Origin of the sequence: Paenibacillus sp. FSL K6-1566, from assembly GCF_038050475.1 — a bacterium.
Classification (GTDB): domain Bacteria; phylum Bacillota; class Bacilli; order Paenibacillales; family Paenibacillaceae; genus Paenibacillus_AQ; species Paenibacillus_AQ lactis.
Map to the genome: position 1 here is coordinate 592,725 of NZ_JBBOSR010000001.1, position 21,898 is coordinate 614,622.

Below are 21,898 nucleotides of genomic sequence, written 5' to 3' on the forward strand. Positions count from 1 at the left end.
AGGAGGATGGAAGCATGCATGAGAAAGGTTGGAAGACGCGGCTCTTTAGCCTCGTAAATAACGGGCTGCTGCTGGTCGTCGGTCTGGCAACGATATTTCCCATTTACTATACCGTGATTCTTTCGTTTACGGATCCGGTGGAGTATTATCAACGAAGCCTGATTTTATGGCCGCGGGTCTGGACCCTGGATGCGTACAAGCATTTGCTGTCGAACGGATTATTTGTCAGCTCGATATCGGTGAGCGTGTTCCTGGCGACGATCGGCACGCTCCTCAGCCTGCTCGTTACGGGCGGGATGGCGTATGCATTGTCCCGTAAACGCCTGCGGTTCCGCAAAGCGATGATGATCATGGTGCTGCTCACGTTTCTCTTCACGCCGGGGCTCGTTCCGCTCTACCTGGTCGTCCGTAATCTGGGACTGATCGACAGCGTCTGGTCGCTTATATTGCCGAGCTTGACCAGTGCATGGTATGTCCTGCTCATGAAGGGCTTCTTCGACAGCATTCCGGTCAGCCTGGAGGAAGCCGCCATGATCGACGGCTCCAATGATATCGGCGTGTTCTGGCGCATCATTCTGCCATTGTCATTGCCTGCCCTCGTTGCCTTCGGATTGTTCTTCGCGGTCGGCTATTGGAATACGTACTTTAACGCCTTGATGTTCATTAACGACCAGAAGATGTGGCCGCTGCAGGTGCTGCTGCAAAATATGCTCGTCGATCCGACAACGATGGGATCAGGCAATGGCGGAGGGTTTGCGTTCCAAGTGAACCGGCAGGTTCCGACCGAAACATTGAAAATGGCGGCGGTCGTTATTGCAACCGTGCCGATCATGCTGGTGTACCCATTCCTGCAGAAGCACTTCGCCAAAGGGGCGATGGTAGGCTCCGTCAAGGAATGATTCGATATATGGTTACACATGGATACAACATCCATTATCCATCAGGTTCAGACAGAAGCCAATCCAATGATAAAGGGAGGTCCATTTTATGAAAACAATGAAGCTCAAGCCTGGAAAATCGCTTGTTAAGACGGCCAGCTTACTGATCTTGGCCAGCTCGCTCCTGCTCAGTGCATGCGGTGGCGGCTCGGGAGGCACCGCCAGCGGCAGCGGAGGCGGAAAGGATGGCGGAGAGCCGACAAGCATTACGATTCAGACCCTGAACTACGCGACTGAATTCATCGATAACACGAATCCTCTCTGGAAGGAGCTGGAGAAGCGAACCAACACCAAGCTGAACATCACCTGGCTGTCCCCTTCCACGGCGGAGGAGAAAATTAACGTCATGCTTGCGTCCGGCGACCTGCCGGAAGTAACGTTCGTCGAATCGATGCAGAACCCGCAGCTGCAGAAAATGCTGAAGCAAGGGGTGTTCTGGGACTTGACCCCGTTCCTTAAGGATTATCCGAATTTAAACCGCGAAGAGCTGAAGGAAATGTGGGAGATCACGAAGGTAGACGGCAAGAACATGGTTATTCCGCGCTACTATCCGAGCTATGGCGGCGGCGTGTTCCCGATGATCCGCAAGGATTGGCTGGATGCGCTGGGACTGGAAACGCCCAAGACGCTCGACGAATTCTATAACGTGCTAAAGGCCTTTAAGGAGAAAGATCCGAACGGGAACGGCCAAGCGGATGAAATTCCGTACGCGGCCAACCCGGGCGCGCTTGCTTATATTTATAATATTTTCAACGAGACGCAAGGGGGCTGGAAGCTGGAGCCGGATAATACGCTATCTCCGATCATCACGTCGGATGCGTCGAGGGAGGCTATGCTGTGGATCAAAAAGGCTTATGACGATGGCCTGTTCCCTAAGGACTTCGCCATCATGAAGTTCTCGCAGGTCATGGATACGATGCGCAGCGCCAAGGCCGGAGTCGGGGGCATGTCCATGAACCATGCCTGGGTAACCGGTCAACCGGTGAAGGAGGTTGATCCGAAGGCGGACCTGATGCCGCTGGCTTATTTGGAAAATGCGAATGGGGTGAAATATACTCCTTCAGGCTCACCGTATTATGGCGTATATCTGATCCCGAAGAAGGTTCCGGAAGCCAAGGTGAAGAAAATTCTGGAGTTCTTTGACTACGGCTACAGCGTGGAAGGCAACGAGATGCTGACGTACGGCCTCGAGGGCGTTCATTACAAGGTAGAGAACGGCAAGAAGGTGGCAACGCCGCAAGCGGCAATCGATAAGACGGGAGACGGAAACCTGAACAATATGATTCATCTGGTGAGCGACGATATGGCGATCAGCGCCGTGGGGATGCCGGATGAGGTATATCAGCGCAACGTGGAGATCGTAACGGAGCGCAAGACGGTCAAGGTGCCGAATCCTTCGGCAGAGCTGTATTCGGAGGCGTATAATAAATATTATCCTGAAATCTCCAAGAAAGTGGAAGACATGCGCGTCATGGTCATTACGGGCAAGGAGCCGATTGAAGCGTATGATCAATTGATCGAAACGATCAAGAATGATCCGAAGATGGCGGAAATTACGGAAGAAATGACTAAGGCGTACCAGGAGAAGTACCTGAAATAATTTTATAGAGGCTGTTCAAATTTCGGTGCTGAAAAGCCGGCGACTTGAACTCGCATCTATATATGAAAAAGGCCGTCCGGGCAGAGAAGACTCTGCTCATGGACGGCCTTGTTTTTATGTGAAGGGGCGCGCTACTTCAAGCCCTGCAGTGATTATTCCGTATTATAACAGGCTTCCGAGCCTCTGTGTTATGCCTCCCTGATGTCTAACATCAAACATTCTAGAATTTTACATTAAAGTATAAAATATTACATAAGGGAGGCATAAATCATGAAAACGAAGGACGGCATGAAATTTGATATCGAGCGAGAGAGAAATAAGCTTCATAAGATGAAGCAGCGATATCGTGATTTTAATCATCCCAAGGTCCTCGAGCAATCGGCGGTGCTGGACGAGCTGATTAATCAGTATAACCGCTTCCTTCGGGAGGACAAGCCGATTGCATAAAGATTGACTTGAAGCGGTTTACCGAAACGCAAGATTCATAGATTCCGATTTCACATTACTTCGCGAACCATGGATAGTATATCAACCGTCGAAACCAACGAAAAGCTGCCTTCGGCCAGCATGTATCGTTCGCTTTTATAGTCCGTACAGCCGTGCGGCATTTCGATACAGCTGTCTGCGCGCTTCCTGTTCGGAAATCCCCTGCAGCTCGGCCCAAGCGGCAGCGGCAAGGGCGGTCATTTCCGGTCGGGTCGTCTGCCCTTGAAGGGGACCCTCGAACGGCCAAGGACCATCCGTCTCGGTCATGACCAGCTGCGGAGGATACATTCTCGCAATATCGCGGATCTCTTCTTCATAAAGGATATCCGGCGTAAAGGAGATATGATAGCCGCTTGCGGCCATCCGGTCTAACGTATCGCGTGAGCCCTTGAACCAATGAAAATGAGCGCGGGCGATCCCGTAGGCTTCGAGCAGATCGCATGCGGTATCCGCTTCCTCATACACGGCGTGCAGAATGATCGGTTTATCGTGCTTCTTCGCAAAGGCGACGAATCTTTCGAGCAGCTCGATATAAGGCGCGTTGTCCCACGAATGTCCTGCTGACTCCGCCTCCAGTCTTGCATAATAGGGGAGGCCGACCTCCCCGACCGCCACCATGTCTTGGACATGGTTCTCCATCCAGCGAAGCAGCTCTTCGGTTTCGTCCGGAGAGGGGAGAGGCTGCTCCGGGTGATAGCCGAAAGCAGGCTTAATGGAGTCCCCGTAGATTCGCGACAGCTCCAGATTGCGTTTGCAAGAGGGCAGATTCATGGACACGGTGATGATGTATTGGACGTTTCCCATCGCGAGCGCCGAGGCGATGCTCTCCTGATCGGCAAGCGAATAGCTGTCGAGATGGATATGCGTATCGATGAGCGGGATATCCACTCGATCATACGGTTCAAGCGGTAATGAGGTTGAAGCTGTTCCGGATGCCATAATGAGCCCTCCTTTCGTATCCAATGTTCTTACAGTTTGTCTCTACATATATTATATAGAAGCTATTCTTTACTTATCCGGCTCCGTGCCGGAACCTATAACAGCCGGCCGCTTGCTTATGCATGCAGCCGGCTGTTCCGTCTGAGGAATGGAATCTATAATCCGCATCAAATGAAATTGTTATGCAGCATACAGCAGCTTCAAGAGGAATGGCAAGTTAACATTTCCTACAATCGGCTGAAGCATAACAAATCTGCACCTGACAGCGGCTGGAACATAACAAGTCAGCATCTTGAATGCAGCCGGAAGCATAGCAAGTCAGCGTCCTGATAGCAGTCCCTGCTAGTCAATTGCGTTTCTGCTGCTCCTGCCGCAGCACGGCTGAAATCTCGGATTTCAGCTCGATGAAGGACGGATCCAGCAGCAGATCCTCCCGGCGAGGACGGGTGAACGGAACCTCGACCCGTTTCAGAACCGAGCCGGGACGCGCGGACAGAATATAGATGCTGTCCGAGAGCAGCAGCGCCTCCTCAATATGATGGGTGATCATCAGCACCGAGCGCCGCGTGTCCTCCCATATATCGAGCAGCCAGCGCTGCATGTCGCTTCGGGTCAGGGCATCGAGCGCGCTGAACGGCTCATCGAGGCACATGACCTCCTGCGGGCTCATGAGCGCCCGCAGAAATGCCGCGCGCTGCTGCATCCCGCCTGATAGGGTATGCGGATAAGCCTGCTCGAAGCCGCCAAGCCCGGCCCGTTCCATCCAAGCGCGGGCATGGGCGCGAGCGGAAGCTTTAGAGGTCCCCCGGAGCTCCTCCGGCAGCAGGACGTTGTCCTCAATCGTCCGCCACGGGAACAAGGCCGGCTGCTGCGGCATATAAGCGATGCGGCCCTTCTCCCCGGTGACCTCCAGTCCCTCCATGAGGACCTGACCGGCATCAGGCGCAATCAATCCGCCGATGATGTGAAAGAGCGTGCTTTTTCCGCTGCCGGAAGGGCCGATGATCGATACGAATTCCCCGGGAAGCACCTTAAGCGACAGCTCCTCCAGCACATGCACTTCACTGCGCCGCTCGCGGAACACCTTGCGAATCCCCCGGACCTCCAGGGCAGGAGCGGGGGGAGCGGCTGCGCCGCCGGTCGAATTCAAGACGGAATCAGGCGCTTGCTGCGTCATATGGGCAGCCTCCCTTCTTTATTAAGATCCCTGATTTCAACCTTATCTGTAATCTGAATATGAAAGAACCATTTAAAGCTGGGAGCAGCCGCGATGCAAGAGGAACCCTGCATGTATTTGCCCCGCCTCCCGGTTCAATCGTTCAACTCATGAAGCAGAGAGCATCTATATGGCCAAGCCATGCCAATCAATGCTTCCGGTTCCAGCGGATCAGCCGTTTCTCCAGCAGGGTGATAACGCCTACCATGAGCAGGCTGAGCAGCACGATAACCAGAATGGCCACGAATACGCGATCGGTCCGGTACCCGGATTTTTGCAGCATCATATAATAGCCGATTCCCCGGTCAGACCCGATCCATTCCCCGATGACCGCCCCCATGACCGAATACGTGGCCGCGATCCGAATCCCGGAGAAGATGGATGGCAGCGCGTGCGGAAGCTCCAGCTTGGTGAAGATTTGCCACGGCGTGGCTCCCGTCATCTGCATATAATTCATCATCGTGCGGTCGGTCCGTGCCAGCCCGTCGAGGGCCGCTACGGCTACGGGGAAGAAGCAAACGAGCGTAATGACGATGACCTTCGGCAGCATGCCGAACCCGAACCAGATCATGAGGAGCGGGGCCAAGGCGATGGTCGGCACGTTCTGGCTTAAGATGAGAAGCGGATAAAGGGCTGTTTTGAGAAAAGGGACCCTGTGCAGAGCCAAAGAGAGCAGGAGTCCGATACCGGTTCCGATGGCAAATCCGATCACGGTTAACTTTAGGGTAGCCCAGGTGTGTTCCATAAGTCCCGACGCCCCGGTGATGGCTTCATGCCCGATAGCCGTCGGCGCAGGCAGAATGAATTTCTCGATATCGAACATCCAGACCGCAGCCTGCCACACGATCAAAAAGAAGAGGACCGCCACGACGGGCGGCCATATCGAGCTCCACCAGCTTTTCATGGACGGTATTTCTCCGTGAGCTTATCCATGCTGATGCCCTGCGGATGATGTGCGATTTTGACTTGGGAGATGATGCTCGGACTCCCGGCTTTCACCAGCGCATCATGCATTCGCTCCACGATGCGGAGCAGCTCGGACAGCTCGCCTTCCATCGTTGTTTCCAAAGCATGGACCTCGTATTTGACGCCGGAATCCTGGATTACCTTAATGGCTTCATCCACATAAGGGATGCTGTCTCCGCCGTCCGGCGTACGCGGAATGACTTGAATGCTCAGCAGTGTATTCGCCATGAGTCAATCGTCCTTTCGTATATGGGTTCTCATTTGCACGGCCGTTAAGCCTCATGCCGATGAGCCGCGAAGCAGCATTGCAATGCTGCGGGGAGTGCTTCTCCTATTTGTCAGGCAAAAACTCATTCGTAAACGCGCGCTCCGCGTCCAATTCCTTCTCCAGCAGCTTGCGCTCAAACATCCAGTCGGCATATCCGGACCAAACCTCGGCCTTCTGCTCGCCCCAGCGCGGCGCGTCATCTTGATAGCGCGGGCTGAGCCACTTCTGGCTTTCCAGCACCAGCTCGGCATCCAGGTCGGGAACTGCCTTCGACAGCAGTGCCGCGGCATCTTCCGGATGGTCTATCGCATATTGATAGCCTTTGGACGTTGCGCGCATGAACGCTTTGACAAGCTCCGGGTCATCCGCGATCAGCTTCTCGTTCGTTACGATGACCGGCGTATAATAATCCAGCTGTTCGGAATAATCCTTCACGTAGATCATGTCCAGCGGCTCGCCGCGAAGCTGGGCTTCAATGCCTGTCCAGGCATAGTAGATCCAGGCGAAATCAATATCCCGCTTAACCGCCGTAAAATAATCGGCGTCTCCGATGTTCACGATGTTGACCTTGTTCACATCGGCTCCATCGATCTCCATGATCGATTTCATGACGGCTTCCTCAATCGGAGAGCCCCAGCCTCCGTAGGATTTTCCTTCAAAATCGGAGGCCTTCTTGATGCCCCGATCCTTCGGTGCAGCGAATCCGGACGTATTATGCTGAATGATGGCTGCGATCGAAACCAGCGGCAGCCCCTGTGTCCGGGCGAGCGTTACGCCCTCCTGATAGCTGATGCCGAACGGTACGTTGCCGGAAGCGACCATCGCATCGGTTCCCCCGGAGCCCGGCTGTACGATTTGCACGTTCAGCCCTTCCTCCTCATAATATCCGAGCTCCTTGGCTGCATATAATCCGGTGTGGTTCGTGTTCGCCGACCAGTCCAGCATCAATTGGACATCGCGGAGCTTGGCCGGCTGTTCTCCTTCTCCGGCAGTCTCTTGCTTGCCGGGCGCGCTTCCGCCGTTCTGGCCGCTTGCCCCGCAGCCGGAAGCGACCAGAAGCAGGACGCAGGCTAGCAGCAGAGAGAGCCATGTACGTTGTTTCATCGTGTTTCTCCTCTCCTTATATGTCTTCCATTTTCCGTATTAACTTCATAACAACAACAAAAAACGCCCCGATCGTATCGGAGCGCATGACGGCGTAAGTATATACTACGGCTTATGAACAGCCGCAATCCTATGGCTTCCTACGCTGGCATTACCCAGATCAGGTATAAGGGTCAGTATCTCTATGGGATACACTCTCAGCCGGCCGATTCCAGCTCCCCCGGTATTTATGAAGTTACGGGTTATACTTCCGTTATTATAGACCTACCGGAAGCACCTGTCCAGTACGGGAACGCCCCATGCCTGAAGGCGATTTTCTACGTTCGTATAGGTCGCCGGGGTGAGTGGCTGTCCAGGCATGGAAGACCCGAATGATCCAGGCGACCCATAGGAGTCTCTATATGCGGGCGGGCAACCTTAGACCTGGCCTGTTAGCGCTGGAAAAATTCAATCCATTCGCCTTCCGGACCGTGCACGAAGAAATAGCGGTAGCCGTTGGGCAGCGTGACGATTTCCTCATCCAGATGCGGAACGTCCAGCTCTTTCACCCGTGCATATTCCGCTTCAATGTCGTCCGTGCTGACGGCAAAGTGATGCACCGTTCCCTCCGCAGGAAGGGAGTCGCTGTATCCTTGAATCAGCTCGACCTCGGTTTCATCGCTGCCGTTAAAGCCGAGGAAAGCCAGCTGGATGACACCGTTCGTGTGCGTCAGACGGTCCTTGAGCTCAAGGCCGACCACCTTCGTATAGAAAGCGATCGTTGCTTCCAGATCCCTTACGACAATGCCTACATGGTCCAATCGTCTTTGTCCCATTTTACAAGAACCCCTTCCATGAAACTATGCTAGGATATAAAACCAAAGATACGTTGATATGAAAGAATAATACTACATAAACCCCATGTGTCAAGTGGGGATTGAGTGACTACAATCCCGGGACAATTCCGCAAATAACGATTCTACGCGGCCTATATGCCTATAAATATCCAGTTGTTGGGCGCTTCTTTCTTTACTTTTCCTCGGGCTAAAAGTATGATTGGATATGGAAACGCTTTAATTCGAAAGACCTATTCATCATGAATGACCAAGCCTACCTTTTGTTTCAGGGAGGGATATGAATGAGCCCGGGTCCATCCGATTCCATATATATTCGGCTCGCGATTGGATACGCATTGATCCAATGGATATTGGCCCTGTGGATGCCGGACGCTTTATTGCTTCACCGCATCTTAGCCATTATGGCTCCGATAGCCGCATTCGCGTATTTGATCGGGGTGATTGGCAGTCGGTATGAGCAAGGCCATCTTCGCAGATTTTGGCTTCTGATTGCAGCCGGATTGGCCGGCGATGCAATAGGGCGCATCCTGTATGCGGGTGATGAATGGATTGGAGGGGTGTTTGGCGGATCCATCCGGCTGGCGGAACTGTTCTGGAGCTTGGAAGCTCTATTGTTCGCCGGTGCCCTGATTTACCTGTTCAGACGAGTGCAGGGTCCGCTGCGGGGCGCTCGGTTTACCCTGGACATCATCATTGTTGCGATTACCTTGATGACGGTGGGGTGGGAGTATCTCATTAAGCCGGAGATGGAGAGCGGGACGGATACCGTCTGGAGGTCGGCCGGAGGAGCGATGCTCTATCCGCTGTGCGGAATCGTACTGATGTTCTTTACGCTGGTCGTGTATTTTAACACTAAGCAGCTGCACAAGCGGGCGGTCATCTTCCTGTGCCTTGGTGGAAGCGCATTTGCGCTCGGGGATGTCCTTCGGATCTTTCTTGATAGTTTCATGAACATCGGAGCTGGCCTATATGTATATCCGCTGCACACCCTCTCTGCATGCTTTATCGGCTTTGCGGGTGGACAAACGCTGCCTCGAAGGGGGAGGAGATCCCTATCCGAGAAGAAGCCGTGGCCGGCAGGAACCTTGATCGTACGATATTTGCTGCCCTACAGCGTCCTTGGCGGAATGTTTGCCCTGATGGCCCATCGGTTCGGGGGATGGAGCGGTCTATTTACCGGCTTGACCCTCTGCTTCATTCTCATTTTGATCAGGCAAATCCTGATTCAGGTCGAGAATGACCGCTTGTTCGAAAGGCTGCATGTCAGCCTGCAGAAGAGTGAATCGCTCGCGCACCGCGACGATTTGACGGGCCTGTATAACCGTCGTTATTTTAACGCCAGGCTTTCGGAAGCTTTGGGCGAAGCAGATCGGGCCGGTTTCCGTGTCGGACTGCTGTATATGGACTTGAACCGTTTTAAGCGCGTGAATGACAAGTATGGGCACCGTGCGGGGGATTTGCTGATCCAGAAGGTGGCGCAGCGCCTCCATTCGCTGGAGTCAAAGGGCGTAATCGTATCCCGGCTCGGCGGCGATGAATTTACGGTTATGCTGTATCCGGCCGGAGAGGATCAGGAGCTGATCTGGATGGCGGAGGATATCTGGACGCTGCTGAGCGAGCCCTATGAGCTGGAAGGAACCGAAATTTACACCTCGCCGAGCATCGGGATTGCGGTTTACCCCGATCATGCCAAGGATGACCAGGAGCTGATCGGCCGTGCGGATACGGCGATGTATGCGGCGAAGGAGCGGCATGCCCGGTGGCATTTTGACGTAGAGCAGACCATGCTGCTGCAGCTTCTTCATAAGAAAGCGGATTAAAAGGTGCGATTCCTTTGTCGGATCGTCGAAAGTCAGTTGTTATCGGCAATTCTTGTCGATTTTTGCTATATCAAGAGTCGCTTTAACATAGATATTACGCATTTGCAGTAAAATTAGGTCATAAGTTTGATAGAAATCCATAAAATGCAAAGAAATCATATTCTAAATGCCGATAAAGCATAGTGAGAGCTTGCTTGCCAAGGAGGACGAACATGATTTGCGACAATTGCAGCACCTTTGAAGCGATTGAGGACCAAGGAAGAACCGTTCATATGAAGCCTGCTCGGCAAGAGCTTGTGCGCTTGCTTGCACAGAACGGCTACACGGTGCAGGAACACAATGAGAGTTGTGCTGTGAACTATAAGGAACGTTCCGATCTGATCTCCATTATGGAGTGTCTGCAATCCCTTCCGCGAAATCTATGTGATGAGCTGTCCTTCTGTGTCACTGGAGGGGAAGCTCCGAAGACCCGGCATATTTGGACGCCGATGCAGAGGTTTGAGCTGCAGATGGAGCACTATGATATGGTGAACGTTATATTACATAAAGAATTTACGAGCTATATGCAGCCGATCGTGGATCCGTCCGAGCATATTGTTGCCTATGAATTTCTGCTGCGTCCGCTCAAAGGCGGGATCCCGTTTAAGCCCCATGAGCTGTTCGAAACGGCACGCAAGACCGGTTTGCAGGTTTTTCTGGATCAAGCGGCCAGAACGTCTGCGATTGAAACCAGCGCACAATGGCTTCCGAAGGGCGTGAAGCGCTTCGTGAATTTCCTGCCATCTTCGATCTACGACGCCCAGATGTGCCTGAACCATACCTTCCATACGATTGAACGACTCGGGCTCGATCCCGGGGATTTCGTATTCGAGGTGGTGGAAACCGAGAAGGTCGATGATGTCGGGCACCTGCAATCGATCTTCGAGGCCTATCGCAGCCACGGGATCTCGGTAGCGATGGATGACGTAGGGGCAGGCTACTCCACCTTGGAGCAAATGATCAAGCTGAAACCGGATTATGTCAAAATAGACCGAAGCCTGATCGACGGCTGTGATCAGAATCCAACCCAGCAAAGGCAGCTTGTGACCATTACCCATATGGCTCACGAGTTCGGGGCGATGGTGCTTGCCGAAGGGATTGAAAGACGGGAGGAATTCCATTTCTGCCGGGAAATCGGAATCGAGCTGTCGCAAGGATATCTGTTCGGAAAACCGTCCCAGCGACCCCCATGCGGTCCGGAGCCGCAGCTCATTTAACCAAAGCTAGCCCGGCGGCTTAGCCTGATCATCACAGTATTATTATAGCCTTAGTGAAGATACGGGTCCTGTCCTAGCGTGCCAACGGCAAGCGGAATATCCGTTTATATAAAGGAAGAAGCTCCGCACACAGGTGACGGAGCTTCTTCCTTTTCGTGATAGGGCAGAGAACGGTGAAGTAAATCCTCAGACCGTCCCGAGCATTATTCGTTTCTACAAGCCCTCAATCCTACAATCAGTGGATCCTACAATCAGTCGGTCCTACATGAAGCCCGGGCTGCTTGGGTCTGCCCGAATAAACCGATCAAGCTCGCGGTGCTTTTACCTCGCCACGGCCGGCGATGCCGTATTCCTTACCGCTGACGTTCAGCACGGCAGGCGTGTCGGTCTCGTTAACGATGATGGTTTCCTTGTCGGTCACCTGAACCTTCAGGCGGGATCCGCGGAACATCACCTTGAACGAGAAGGAGGACCAGTGGCCCGGAATGAACGGATTCAGGTGGAGGACGCCGTCTCTCACGCGCAGGCCGCCAAAGCCATGCACGACGGACATCCATGTGCCTGCCATGCTGGTCGTATGGCAGCCGTCTTCCGTATCGTTGTTATAGTTGTCGAGATCAAGTCGAGCCGTGCGCAAATACATCTCATAAGCCTTCTCCTGATACCCGAGCTCGCAGGCAAGTATCGCATGCACGCAAGGGGAGAGGGAGGACTCGTGTACGGTGAACGGCTCGTAGAAGTCGAAATTGCGCCGCTTTGTCTCCAGATCGTACCGATCGCCCAGGAAGAACAGACCTTGCAGCACATCGGCTTGCTTGATATATACGGAACGCAGGATCCGGTCCCAGGACCAATTCTGATTCAGCGGCAGGTGCGCAGGATCAAGCTCCTTGACCGGTACCAGCTCCTTATCCAGGAATCCGTCCTGCTGCAGGAAGATACCGCGTTCCGGATCCTCCGGATAGTACATTTTGCTGATGATGTCCTGCCACTTGGAGGTTTCGCTGCCCTCGAGCTCCAATTTATCGATCAGCTCGGCATAGCGGGAGGCTTCGTTCTCCTTGACGTAGGCCAGAACGTCCAGCGTATACTCCAGCGTCCAGCTGGCGATCCGGTTCGTGTACCAGTTGTTGTTCACGTTGTTCTCATACTCGTTCGGGCCGGTGACGCCCAGGATCATATAACGGTCCTTCGCAGGCACGTAATTGACGCGCTCCTCCCAGAAACGGGAAATTTCCACGAGAACCTCAAGCCCGTATTGGCCCAGGTACGAGAGGTCGCCGGTGTAGTTGACATAGTTATAGATCGCATAGGCAATCGCGCCGTTGCGGTGAATCTCTTCAAACGTAATTTCCCATTCGTTGTGGCACTCTTCGCCGTTCATGGTGACCATCGGATAGAGGGCGCCCTTCGTGAAGCCGAGCTTCTTGGCGTTTTCCTTCGCTTTTTCCAGATGCTTGTAACGGTAGATGAGCAGATTCCGGGAGATGCTTGCATCGGCCGTGCTCAGATAGAACGGCAGGCAATAAGCCTCGGTATCCCAGTATGTGCTGCCGCCGTATTTTTCTCCAGTGAAGCCCTTCGGACCGATATTCAGGCGGTCATCCTCGCCGCTGTATGTCTGGTTCAATTGGAAAATGTTGAAGCGGATCGCCTGCTGTGCCGCCACATCGCCTTCAATGACGATATCGCTCTCTTTCCATTTATCGCCCCAGGCGTCAGCCTGCTCCTTGAGCAATTGCTCGAACCCGGTCTGGACCGCAGGCGCCAGCACGGAACGGGCTGCGTCAAGCAGCTCACCGAGCCCGTGGTTGCGGGAAGTCACGTTAGCCACATATTTATAGACGGTGATTTCATCATCCTGAGCGATCTGAACGCGCAGTCGGTTCGCCGCATACTTTTCCTTCTCTACCAATTCCGCTTGCAGGCTCAGCTTCTCGCCGTTTTTCACAATATCGTAGGACATGACGGAGGTGACGTGGAAATCGAGCTTTTTGGTTTTGACCGTCAGCGCGGCAGAGCCCTGAGAAGCTTCCTTGAACACTTCCAGCCAAAATTTCTCGTCATAGTTGGCATCCTTGTTCTTCACATCCCCATCGAGGTATGGGGTGATCGTCAGCTCACCGCTGAAATTCAGAGGAGTTACTTTGTAGCGGATGGCCCCGATCTCATGACGCACGATGCTTACGAAACGGATCGCTTCCACCTTCAATTCCTTGCCATCCTCCATACGCGCAGTAAAGCGACGGGCGAGGTAGCCTTCCTTCATGTTCAGCTCGCGGACGAAGTCCTTCACCGTGCACTTGGCCAGATCGAGCGGCGTGCCGTCAACTTCAATGCCGATCCCGATCCAGTTCGTACTGTTCAGCACTTTGGCAAAATATTCGGGATATCCGTTCTTCCACCAGCCCACGCGGGTCTTATCCGGGTAATACACACCGGCCATGTAGCTGCCCTGCAGGGAGGGGCCGCTGTAGGACTCCTCGAAGTTGGCGCGCTGGCCCATAAAGCCGTTGCCGATACTGAAAATACTTTCCGAAATTTCATGCGTATGCGGGTCAAAGCCTTCTTCAATAATTGACCATTCATCAAGCTTTAAATATTGTTTCACAATCATCGGCTCCTTTGATTTTAGGAAAATGGTTGCTAATGCAAAAAATATATGGATGATCGCTGCCGGAAACGGCGGGAGAACTGCTTTACTTCTCCTGCAATCCGAGCAGACGGTCCACCGTAAAGCCTTCGAGTGAGGAGATTACCAGATTGGCGCGCCCCAACGTTTCCGGCGATCCGATGCCGACACAGCGCATGCCGGCCCGGGTGGCGGCCTCGATTCCAGCCTCGGCATCCTCGAATACGACGCAGCTCTCAGTCGGTACGCCAAGCTCCCGGGCACCGAGCGTGAAGACCTCCGGGTCCGGCTTAGCCTGCTGGGTTTTCGTGCCGTCGATAATGGCATCGAAGTAGGGAGTTAGCCCCGTGTTGTTCAGAATCAGCATCGCGTTCTTGCTGGCGGACCCGAGCGCGACCTTTATGCCGCGCTCCTTCAGCGACTGAATGAACTCCAGCGCGCCGGGCAAAATTTCCGAGGCGTCCATGGTGGAGATATACTCCACGTACCAGGCGTTCTTTTTCGCGGCAAGATCCAGCTTGGTCTCCTCATCCGGGGCAAGCCCGCCAATCTCAAGCAGGATGTCCAAGGAAGCCATCCGGCTTACGCCCTTCAGTCGCTCATTGTCCTGCTCCGTGAACTCAAATCCCAGCTCTTCGGCAAGTCGCTTCCATGCGATATAGTGGTATTTGGCCGTATCAACCAAGACGCCGTCCAGGTCGAATAAGCATGCGGTGATCGATGACATGCAATTCCTCCTCATTGCGTAAAATCGTTGAAATGCGAATTAGTGCAAACGTTTGAACCAAACGTCAAAAATAAAGGAAGCACTAGGTGGCTTCTTTATTTTACAAAAATTGTTGGTGGCCTGACGGCAATAGCCGCCAAGCTTATGATTTCGGCATCGAGTACATCGATGACTCCCGGATCATCAAGCGATGCGGGATAATATAGCGATGGGGCAAGACCGTCTCGCCATCGTGGCGGATTGACTGGATCAGCGCCTGGGAGGCGGTGTAGCCAAGGTTGTAAATCCCGATGTCCACGCTGCTCAGCGGCGGTGTCGACAGCTCGGTCAACGAAATGTTGTTAAAGCTGATGATCGACACGTCCTCGGGAACCTTGTATCCAAGCTCGTGCAGGCCCCGAAGCACGCCGAACGCCACGATATCGTCGACGATAACGAGCGCGGTAGGGCGCTCCGGCAGATTCATGAAGAAGGACATGGCACGATAGCCGCTTTCCTGGAGAAACTCGCCTTCGACAACCCACTCCTTCCGCATGTCGAGCCCGGCATCCGCAAGCGCCTTGCCATAGCCCTTCATCCGGTCCTGGGATACGATCAGGTTAGGCGGACCGCTGACAAAGCCGATCCGTTTATGGCCCAGGGAGATCAGATGCTTCGTCGCATCATACGCCGCCTGGACGTTATCCGTATCGACCGATAGCAGGTCCGGATACTTCTCGCTGCGTCCGACCAGGACGAACGGATAATCGTTGGATTTCAGGAAATCGACAACGGCATCATCCTGCCGGGAATATAGCAGAATCGCGCCATCGACGCGGCGGCCGTTCAGCAGCCGCGATACCGCTTCGACCTCCTCCTTCTCATTGCCGCCCGAGCTGATCAGGACATCGTACCCGGAGCGGTTGGCTTGGGCGACGATCCCGCGGATCAGCTCCATGAAGAACAGGTTGAGAAACAGCTCTTCAGCCGGTTTGGGAAGAATGACACATATGCTTTCCGTTGTTTTGGAAACAAGGCTTTTTGCCATAATATTGGGGTGGTAGCCCATTTCCTCCATAATGTCTCTGACCTTCCGCGAGGTTTCGCGGCTGATTCTCGGGTGATTTGACAGCACCCTAGAGACGGTAGAGGGGGATACGCCCGCTCGTTTAGCGACATCTTTAATCGTCACAGACATAATAGGACCTCCAGTGGAACCGTTTGCGTTTTTTTGAAAACAAGAAAAGGGCAGCCGCTGTTTTTAGAACAGAATCAATAGCTCTTGCGCGAGCCGCGGTGCTCCTCTTCATTTCCATGTTGGGTCTGTAAGGCCCCAATTATACAAGGTTCAAGCTGATAATAAGCCGTATTCATGCGATACTTTAAACGGTTTCACACTGTAATATTAACGTTAATCGAAATGCTTGTAAATACGTATCCGGATCCGCCGAGCGCAATTATTCACAAACGCAACAAAAACGAAGATATTTACAGATATCGAGAGAAAACCGTATATTATTTTTGGAAAACTGCTGAAAACAACACAATACGGACTTGTGCAAACGATTTAACAATTTCGTGAAGTGATGTATGATAGGAGAAGCTCGAGTATTTTACAAAATGATCATAAGCATAGCATGGGCAGTTGGGCCAGGCTGTAAAAGGAAATCCGGTATGTTGATTTAAGAATTGTAACCGTTTTATTGGTAGATGTTAGGAAAATAAATTCAAACGTTTGCGCGTTGTTATGAGCTGTAGGCAAACCGCTCTAACTTTAAGATTAAGGCAAAATTTAAGAATAAGACAAACAGGAGGAAGTGGAGATGATGAAGCAATGGAGCAGCAGGCGATCTTGGCCCGTCTGGTTTAGCTGCGTGGCGCTTGTAAGTGTTCTGCTTGCCGGGTGCAGCGGCAGCGGAGGGACTTCGGCGCAGGAAGAAGCCGGGTCGAAGGCGGGAACCGGGCAGGAGCAGGGACAGAACCCCGGCAAGGCGGAGACTGCCCAAGAGCCGGGGCAAGGAGGGGATACGAGCTCATCTGAGTCCGCGCAGGCGGAGGTGGATGAACAGCCGTCCGATGTATACTACGAAATTTTCGTGCGATCCTTCTATGATTCTGATGGAGACGGTGTCGGCGATTTGCGGGGAGTTATCGAGAAGCTCGATTACTTAAACGACGGCAATCCGGACACGACCGATGATCTGGGGGTCACCGGCATCTGGCTCATGCCGATTAACCCATCACCCAGCTATCACGGATATGATGTGACCGACTACCGGGCGATTCATCCTGACTACGGAACGCTGGAGGATTTCAAAGCGCTGCTGGCCGAGGCGGAGAAGCGCGGAATCAAGGTCATCATGGACCTGGTCGTCAACCATACAAGCACGGAGCATCCATGGTTCAAGGAGGCAGCCGCCGATTCGAAATCGCCGACCCGGGATTGGTATGTATGGGCCGAGGACCAAGGCAAGAAGCCGACGGGCTCGAGCGCAGCCGGCAGCGGCACCCCTTGGCATGAGTTAAACGGAGCCCATTACATGGGGACGTTCTGGGGCGGCATGCCGGACCTGAACTTCGACAATCCCAAGGTCAGGGAAGAGATGAAGGATATTGGAGCCTACTGGCTGGAGATGGGAGTAGACGGCTTCCGCATCGATGCGGCCAAGCATATTTATGAGGATCTGATGTCCGACAAGGGCGAGGCCACGACAGCCAAAAATACCGCTTGGTGGCAGGAGTTCCGCAGCCGCATGAACGAGGTGAACCCCGATGCCTACATCGTAGGGGAGATCTGGGACAACTCGGCAGCTGTTATTGCCCCGTACCTGGATAAGGCATTTGATTCGGGCTTCAATTTCGGTCTCGGCGAAAGCATGATCGGGGCCGTAACGAATGAGAAGGATAACAATCTGGCCTTCACGCTGGAGCGGACATACGGCTTGTTCAGCAAGGTATCGGGAGGCTCGTTTTCGGATGCGGCGTTCCTTACCAACCACGACATGAATCGTGTAATGACCCAGCTGAACGGCAATTTGGATCATGCCAAGATGGCTGCGGGCATTCTGCTCACCATGCCGGGCAACCCGTTTATTTACTACGGTGAGGAAATCGGTATGCGGGGAGCGAAGCCGGATGAACAGATCCGCGAGCCGATGATCTGGTCCAATACAGGCAGCGACAAGGGACAGACCACTTGGGAGCCGCTCAAGCATAACCGGGGCGATCAGGTCGAAGGTGTGCTGCAGCAGACGGGCGATCCCGATTCCCTGTTGTCCCGCTACCGTACCTTGATCGCATGGCGCCATGAAATGCTTGCGCTAAATCGGGGAACGATCGAATCGTTTGCCTCCGGCAACGAGAGCGTGATGGCTTACGTTCGTCGGACGAACGACAGTAAAGCGCTAGTCGTCCACAATCTGTCCGGCAAGGAGCAGCGTGTGGAGCTGGCGGGAACGAGCGGCGGCGATCCGTTCAAGGCGCTGGCCAAAACGACGGATGACCGAGCGGCATTAAACGGGTCAAGCTTAACGCTGCCGCCGTATACAACCGCCGTGTTGGAGTAGCGTCCGTAAGGGAAGCGGCTACAGTTGCAGCAAGCCCCCCGAGCCTTCGTATATGAGGGCACGGGGGGCTTTTTTTATGCTTGCAATTTCGGGATACCTTCATGACTTGCAATCAACGGTACGCTTCTAGGTATCTTGCCGTTAAGGAGTCTTTGCATTCTAACAGCTCCCTCGGCTTGCCAGAGAAAAGCAGCTGCCCGCCGTCCATGCCCGCGCCGGGGCCAAGATCGATGATCCAATCCGCCTGGCGGATGATATCGAGATTATGCTCGATGACAATGACGGTGCTGCCTTGCTCCACCAGCCGCTCGATGACCGATACGAGCTTCTCGCAGTCGGACAGATGCAGCCCCGTCGATGGTTCATCGAGCACATAGATCTCGCCGTGCTTGTCCAGTTCCGCCGCCAGCTTGACTCGCTGCCGCTCGCCGCCCGACAGTGTGCTGAGCGGCTGGCCCAGCGTCATATAACCGAGGCCGGTATCGTGCAGGCGCTGCAAAGCGGGGCGGATGTCCTTCTCCGGGAAGAAGGACATCGCCTCGTCAACCGACATCGCCAGCACCTCGCTGATGTCTTTGCCGCGAAGGCGGTACCGCAGAACGTCATCGCGGAAACGGCGGCCCCGGCATGCTTCGCAGACGGTGACCAGCTGATCCATGAAGGCGAGATCGGTCGTGATCGTTCCGGCACCGCTGCAGGCCGGGCAAGCGCCCTTGGCATTAAAGCTGAACAGGGATGCGCTGACATGGTTAGCAGCGGCATACAGCTTCCGAATCGGATCGAAGATGCCGGTATATGTGGCGATGTTGGAGCGGTTTGAGGCATGGATGGCATCCTGGTCGACGATCACCGTTTCCGGATAGCACTGAGGGAGCACGTGGTTGATCAGCGTGCTTTTGCCTGATCCGGCGACGCCGGTGACAACCGTCAGCACCCCGGTGGGGATGCGAACCGTGACATCGCGCAGATTGTGTAAGGCGGCGTTCGAAATCGTCAGCCACCCGGAAGGTTCCCGCACCTGTTCCTTTAACCGTGCCCGCTGCTGAAGATGCTTGCCGGTCAAGGTGCCGGACTCCAGAAGTCCTTCGTAATCGCCTTCGTAAACGATCGTGCCGCCGGCAACACCGGACCCGGGGCCCATGTCGACGATATGATCGGCCAATCGGATGACATCCGGATCATGCTCCACGATCAGGAGCGTATTGCCCTTGTCGCGAAGCTGGAGCAGCAGCTTGTTCATGTTATGGACATCATGAGGGTGAAGACCGGTGCTCGGCTCGTCGAAAATGTAGGTGAGATCGGTCAAGCTGCTTCCGAGCTGCCGGACCATTTTGATGCGCTGCGACTCTCCGCCCGACAATGTTGCGGTCTCGCGATCCATGGACAGGTACCCGATTCCGACCAGCTTCAGCTGTTCCAGCCGGGTTATGCAGGCGCTTGCGATCGGTGCAGCCTCCGACTCGCGAATCCTCCGCAAAAATGCAATCAGCTCATCCGCCGGCATCCGTGAGCAGTCGGCGATGGAATAGCCGTTGATTTTGCAGGACAGCGACTCTTGATTGAGCCTGCCCCCTTGACATTCAGGGCACACCGAGCGGGGGGCTACATCGTTGATCGCTTCCCTGTACAGCTGCGCATCTCGGGAATCCTTGCTTAGAAATGACCGCTCGATTCGCGGAATGACGCCTTCATAATAAGAGGTCGGCGGCCATTCCGGCGTCGGGTTTGGCGGCTTGAACCCGGATTGGTACAGGAGCAGGTCCCACTCTTCCGGACTATAATCCTTCAGCTTCCGGTCATTGTCGAATAATCCAGTGGCCGTATACCGCTTCCAGCGGAAATCGCCGGGACGAAAGGTCGGGAATCGGATCGCTCCTTCATTCAGTGATTTTTCCTTGTCGATCAGGCGATCGATCCGGATGACGTTGACTTTGCCAAGCCCCTCGCAGCGCGGACACATGCCCTGCGGATTGTTGAAGGAGAAGACGTCCGAGTGCCCGACAAAAGGCTGACCGATCCGTGAAAACAACAGCCGCAGCAAAGCATGGATATCCGTAGCCGTTCCGACGGTGGACCTTGCGTTGCCGCCGATCCGCTTTTGGTTGATCAGGATCGCTGCGGATAGATGCTCGATCGATTCGACATCCGGTTCCCCGTATCCGGGAAGGCGGTGCCGAATAAAGCTGGAATAGGTCTCATTCATCTGGCGCTGTGACTCGGCGGCGATCGTATCGAAGACGAGGGCGGACTTGCCGGAGCCGGATACGCCGGTGAATACCGTAATTCGCTTTTTGGGGATATCGAGACTGACGCTGCGCAAATTTTTATTCTTGGCGCCGATAACGCGAATGACATTGTTCGGATTTGAAGCGTTGCTCTTGTCCGAAATCAAGCCTGGACTCATGCTCGATTTCGTGTTCGAGTTCATGTCTGATTTTTTGCCCGAGTTCATGTCTGAGCTCATGATTCATTCTCCTTTCCGGTTCCAGTCTTTGACCTGCTTACGGGAATAGCATATCTTATAAACATGACAATAATTGTCTACTTATTGGCAAGACCGAAAAGGAGGAGCAAGCGGTGTCCAAAGCCAAGCTGTTGATGGATGTGATTCTGTTCGTCAATGCCAAACGAAGCTTTACCGCCCAGGAGGTCGCCGATGAATTTGGCGTTTCGGTGCGCACTGCGCACCGATATTTGACCGAAATCAGCGATATGGGCGTTCCCTTATATACCGAGCAAGGACGTCATGGGGGCTACCGTACGCTCAGCAGCCGTGTTCTTCCGCCGGTGCTGTTTGATGAGGATGAGGTGTTTGCGATCTTCTTTGCCTTCCAGTCTTTGAAGCGCTACCGGTCACTGCCGTTTGAGCTGAACATGGATTCGGCCGCACGGAAATTGCTGGCGGGGTTTCCCGAGGATGCCAAAGCGATGATCAGCCGCTTGGAATCCGTGCTGGCCTTTTGGAGTCCGCGCCGAACGGCAGGTTCCCCTTTTCTGAAAGAAATGATCGAAGCAGCCCTATACCAGCGCGTTGTGAGGATCGGGTACCGCTCAAAGAACCGTACGAGCGACCGGGAAATTCAGCCGATCGGCGTGTATGCCCGCGACGGTCTGTGGTACATGCTGGCCGCCGAGGGGGAGACGGAGGAGCCGCGCTTGTTTCGGGCTGACCGGATCGAGTCCTGGACCCCGACGGACCGGTCGTGGGAGCTTGATATGACGCTGGAGGAATGGCTTCAGGAATACCCGATCCGGCAGCCGGTCCGCCTGTATGCGGAGCTCACAAGAGAAGGGGCCCGGCAATGCGCGAGCATCCCTTGGCTGGAGGATGAGGTGGTTATGCTTGAAGAGCATCGCGGCGTTGTCGACGTGACGGTAGACCGCAGCGATTTTGAATACATAGCCGATGTGTTTCTCAGGCTTGGAACGGAAGCGAAGATCATCGAGCCTCAGGAGATTGTGGATTTGATCCGGGATAAGGCAAGGCGGCTCATCGCCCACTATGATCAGGGACGGTTGTGAGTGGGCTGCAGAGGTGTAGCTCTTCCTTTTTTACATGTTACAA

17 protein-coding genes and 1 riboswitch are annotated in these 21,898 nt (G+C 54.1%); of the genes, 7 read left to right on the plus strand and 10 right to left on the minus strand.

Annotation, left to right across the window (positions count from 1 at the left end):
* Positions 1-14 precede the first annotated feature (14 nt).
* The 3 genes from NST08_RS02585 to NST08_RS02595 all read left to right on the plus strand — a co-directional run bounded on the left by NST08_RS02585 (position 15) and on the right by NST08_RS02595 (position 2,985).
* Positions 15-899 carry a carbohydrate ABC transporter permease gene (locus tag NST08_RS02585; RefSeq protein WP_007130532.1) on the plus strand — a complete coding sequence of 295 codons (885 nt, stop codon included), beginning with the start codon at positions 15-17 and terminating at the stop codon, positions 897-899.
* An 88-nt stretch (positions 900-987) separates the two neighbouring features.
* Positions 988-2,538, plus strand: coding sequence for an extracellular solute-binding protein (locus tag NST08_RS02590; RefSeq protein WP_007130531.1), 1,551 nt, complete (start codon positions 988-990; stop codon positions 2,536-2,538).
* 270 nt (positions 2,539-2,808) lie between these two features.
* Positions 2,809-2,985 carry an aspartyl-phosphate phosphatase Spo0E family protein gene (locus NST08_RS02595; RefSeq protein WP_028404736.1) on the plus strand — a complete coding sequence of 59 codons (177 nt, stop codon included), beginning with the start codon at positions 2,809-2,811 and terminating at the stop codon, positions 2,983-2,985.
* A 135-nt stretch (positions 2,986-3,120) separates the two neighbouring features.
* Here NST08_RS02595 and NST08_RS02600 read toward each other — a convergent pair whose 3' ends face one another.
* The 6 genes from NST08_RS02600 to NST08_RS02625 all read right to left on the minus strand — a co-directional run bounded on the left by NST08_RS02600 (position 3,121) and on the right by NST08_RS02625 (position 8,332).
* A complete protein-coding gene (locus NST08_RS02600; RefSeq protein ID WP_251536042.1) occupies positions 3,121-3,963 on the minus strand; it encodes a TatD family hydrolase in 843 nt (280 codons plus the stop codon).
* Positions 3,964-4,309: 346 nt separating this feature from the next.
* Entirely contained in the window at positions 4,310-5,140 is an 831-nt protein-coding gene (locus tag NST08_RS02605; protein ID WP_251536040.1) for an ABC transporter ATP-binding protein, read from the minus strand.
* A 187-nt stretch (positions 5,141-5,327) separates the two neighbouring features.
* The gene (locus tag NST08_RS02610) at positions 5,328-6,083 is read right to left on the minus strand and encodes an ABC transporter permease (protein WP_007130527.1); all 756 of its coding nucleotides are present in this window, start codon (positions 6,081-6,083) and stop codon (positions 5,328-5,330) included.
* Entirely contained in the window at positions 6,080-6,373 is a 294-nt protein-coding gene (locus NST08_RS02615) for a thiamine-binding protein (protein WP_007130526.1), read from the minus strand. Before NST08_RS02615 ends, NST08_RS02610 begins: the two co-directional genes overlap by 4 nt.
* A 103-nt stretch (positions 6,374-6,476) precedes the next feature.
* Positions 6,477-7,517 (minus strand): ABC transporter substrate-binding protein, encoded by a 1,041-nt coding sequence (locus NST08_RS02620; protein ID WP_341341416.1) that lies wholly within the window; start codon positions 7,515-7,517, stop codon positions 6,477-6,479.
* A gap of 120 nt (positions 7,518-7,637) precedes the next feature.
* Positions 7,638-7,749: riboswitch (TPP riboswitch) on the minus strand.
* Between the two features lie 199 nt (positions 7,750-7,948).
* A complete protein-coding gene (locus NST08_RS02625) occupies positions 7,949-8,332 on the minus strand; it encodes a VOC family protein (RefSeq protein WP_007130524.1) in 384 nt (127 codons plus the stop codon).
* A 302-nt stretch (positions 8,333-8,634) separates the two neighbouring features.
* On the opposite strand from NST08_RS02625, the gene NST08_RS02630 reads away from it, so the two are divergent.
* Both NST08_RS02630 and NST08_RS02635 read left to right on the plus strand, forming a co-directional pair.
* On the plus strand, positions 8,635-10,173 hold the full coding sequence (locus NST08_RS02630) for a GGDEF domain-containing protein (protein WP_210094222.1): 1,539 nt from the start codon (positions 8,635-8,637) through the stop codon (positions 10,171-10,173).
* Between the two features lie 212 nt (positions 10,174-10,385).
* A complete protein-coding gene (locus NST08_RS02635) occupies positions 10,386-11,429 on the plus strand; it encodes an EAL domain-containing protein (protein WP_028404740.1) in 1,044 nt (347 codons plus the stop codon).
* 304 nt (positions 11,430-11,733) lie between these two features.
* On the opposite strand, the gene NST08_RS02640 is transcribed toward NST08_RS02635, so the two are convergent.
* The 3 genes from NST08_RS02640 to NST08_RS02650 form a co-directional block, all read right to left on the minus strand.
* Positions 11,734-14,040 carry a glycoside hydrolase family 65 protein gene (locus NST08_RS02640; RefSeq protein ID WP_213613165.1) on the minus strand — a complete coding sequence of 769 codons (2,307 nt, stop codon included), beginning with the start codon at positions 14,038-14,040 and terminating at the stop codon, positions 11,734-11,736.
* 88 nt (positions 14,041-14,128) lie between these two features.
* Complete coding sequence (gene pgmB / locus NST08_RS02645; protein WP_341034522.1) at positions 14,129-14,788, minus strand: beta-phosphoglucomutase; 660 nt, start codon at positions 14,786-14,788, stop codon at positions 14,129-14,131.
* Positions 14,789-14,930: 142 nt separating this feature from the next.
* Positions 14,931-15,965 carry a LacI family DNA-binding transcriptional regulator gene (locus tag NST08_RS02650; protein WP_007130519.1) on the minus strand — a complete coding sequence of 345 codons (1,035 nt, stop codon included), beginning with the start codon at positions 15,963-15,965 and terminating at the stop codon, positions 14,931-14,933.
* Positions 15,966-16,590: 625 nt separating this feature from the next.
* On the opposite strand from NST08_RS02650, the gene NST08_RS02655 reads away from it, so the two are divergent.
* Positions 16,591-18,333 carry an alpha-amylase family glycosyl hydrolase gene (locus NST08_RS02655; protein WP_144867133.1) on the plus strand — a complete coding sequence of 581 codons (1,743 nt, stop codon included), beginning with the start codon at positions 16,591-16,593 and terminating at the stop codon, positions 18,331-18,333.
* A gap of 112 nt (positions 18,334-18,445) precedes the next feature.
* On the opposite strand, the gene NST08_RS02660 is transcribed toward NST08_RS02655, so the two are convergent.
* Positions 18,446-20,737 (minus strand): excinuclease ABC subunit UvrA, encoded by a 2,292-nt coding sequence (locus NST08_RS02660; protein WP_341342603.1) that lies wholly within the window; start codon positions 20,735-20,737, stop codon positions 18,446-18,448.
* 173 nt (positions 20,738-20,910) lie between these two features.
* Here NST08_RS02660 and NST08_RS02665 point away from each other — a divergent pair, with 173 nt between their 5' ends.
* Entirely contained in the window at positions 20,911-21,855 is a 945-nt protein-coding gene (locus tag NST08_RS02665; RefSeq protein WP_210094220.1) for a helix-turn-helix transcriptional regulator, read from the plus strand.
* Positions 21,856-21,898 lie beyond the last annotated feature (43 nt).

What these genes read in the sequence shown, in the direction of transcription:
- NST08_RS02590 (WP_007130531.1), top strand. Translation starts at nt 988, where the DNA reads ATGAAAACAATGAAGCTCAAGCCTGGAAAATCGCTTGTTAAGACGGCC.
- NST08_RS02625 (WP_007130524.1), bottom strand. Translation starts at nt 8,332, where the DNA reads ATGGGACAAAGACGATTGGACCATGTAGGCATTGTCGTAAGGGATCTG.
- NST08_RS02655 (WP_144867133.1), top strand. Translation starts at nt 16,591, where the DNA reads ATGATGAAGCAATGGAGCAGCAGGCGATCTTGGCCCGTCTGGTTTAGC.
- NST08_RS02595 (WP_028404736.1), top strand. Translation starts at nt 2,809, where the DNA reads ATGAAAACGAAGGACGGCATGAAATTTGATATCGAGCGAGAGAGAAAT.
- NST08_RS02630 (WP_210094222.1), top strand. Translation starts at nt 8,635, where the DNA reads ATGAGCCCGGGTCCATCCGATTCCATATATATTCGGCTCGCGATTGGA.
- NST08_RS02660 (WP_341342603.1), bottom strand. Translation starts at nt 20,737, where the DNA reads ATGAGTCCAGGCTTGATTTCGGACAAGAGCAACGCTTCAAATCCGAAC.
- NST08_RS02635 (WP_028404740.1), top strand. Translation starts at nt 10,386, where the DNA reads ATGATTTGCGACAATTGCAGCACCTTTGAAGCGATTGAGGACCAAGGA.
- NST08_RS02610 (WP_007130527.1), bottom strand. Translation starts at nt 6,083, where the DNA reads ATGAAAAGCTGGTGGAGCTCGATATGGCCGCCCGTCGTGGCGGTCCTC.
- NST08_RS02605 (WP_251536040.1), bottom strand. Translation starts at nt 5,140, where the DNA reads ATGACGCAGCAAGCGCCTGATTCCGTCTTGAATTCGACCGGCGGCGCA.
- NST08_RS02620 (WP_341341416.1), bottom strand. Translation starts at nt 7,517, where the DNA reads ATGAAACAACGTACATGGCTCTCTCTGCTGCTAGCCTGCGTCCTGCTT.
- NST08_RS02615 (WP_007130526.1), bottom strand. Translation starts at nt 6,373, where the DNA reads ATGGCGAATACACTGCTGAGCATTCAAGTCATTCCGCGTACGCCGGAC.
- NST08_RS02650 (WP_007130519.1), bottom strand. Translation starts at nt 15,965, where the DNA reads ATGTCTGTGACGATTAAAGATGTCGCTAAACGAGCGGGCGTATCCCCC.
- NST08_RS02585 (WP_007130532.1), top strand. Translation starts at nt 15, where the DNA reads ATGCATGAGAAAGGTTGGAAGACGCGGCTCTTTAGCCTCGTAAATAAC.
- pgmB (WP_341034522.1), bottom strand. Translation starts at nt 14,788, where the DNA reads ATGTCATCGATCACCGCATGCTTATTCGACCTGGACGGCGTCTTGGTT.
- NST08_RS02600 (WP_251536042.1), bottom strand. Translation starts at nt 3,963, where the DNA reads ATGGCATCCGGAACAGCTTCAACCTCATTACCGCTTGAACCGTATGAT.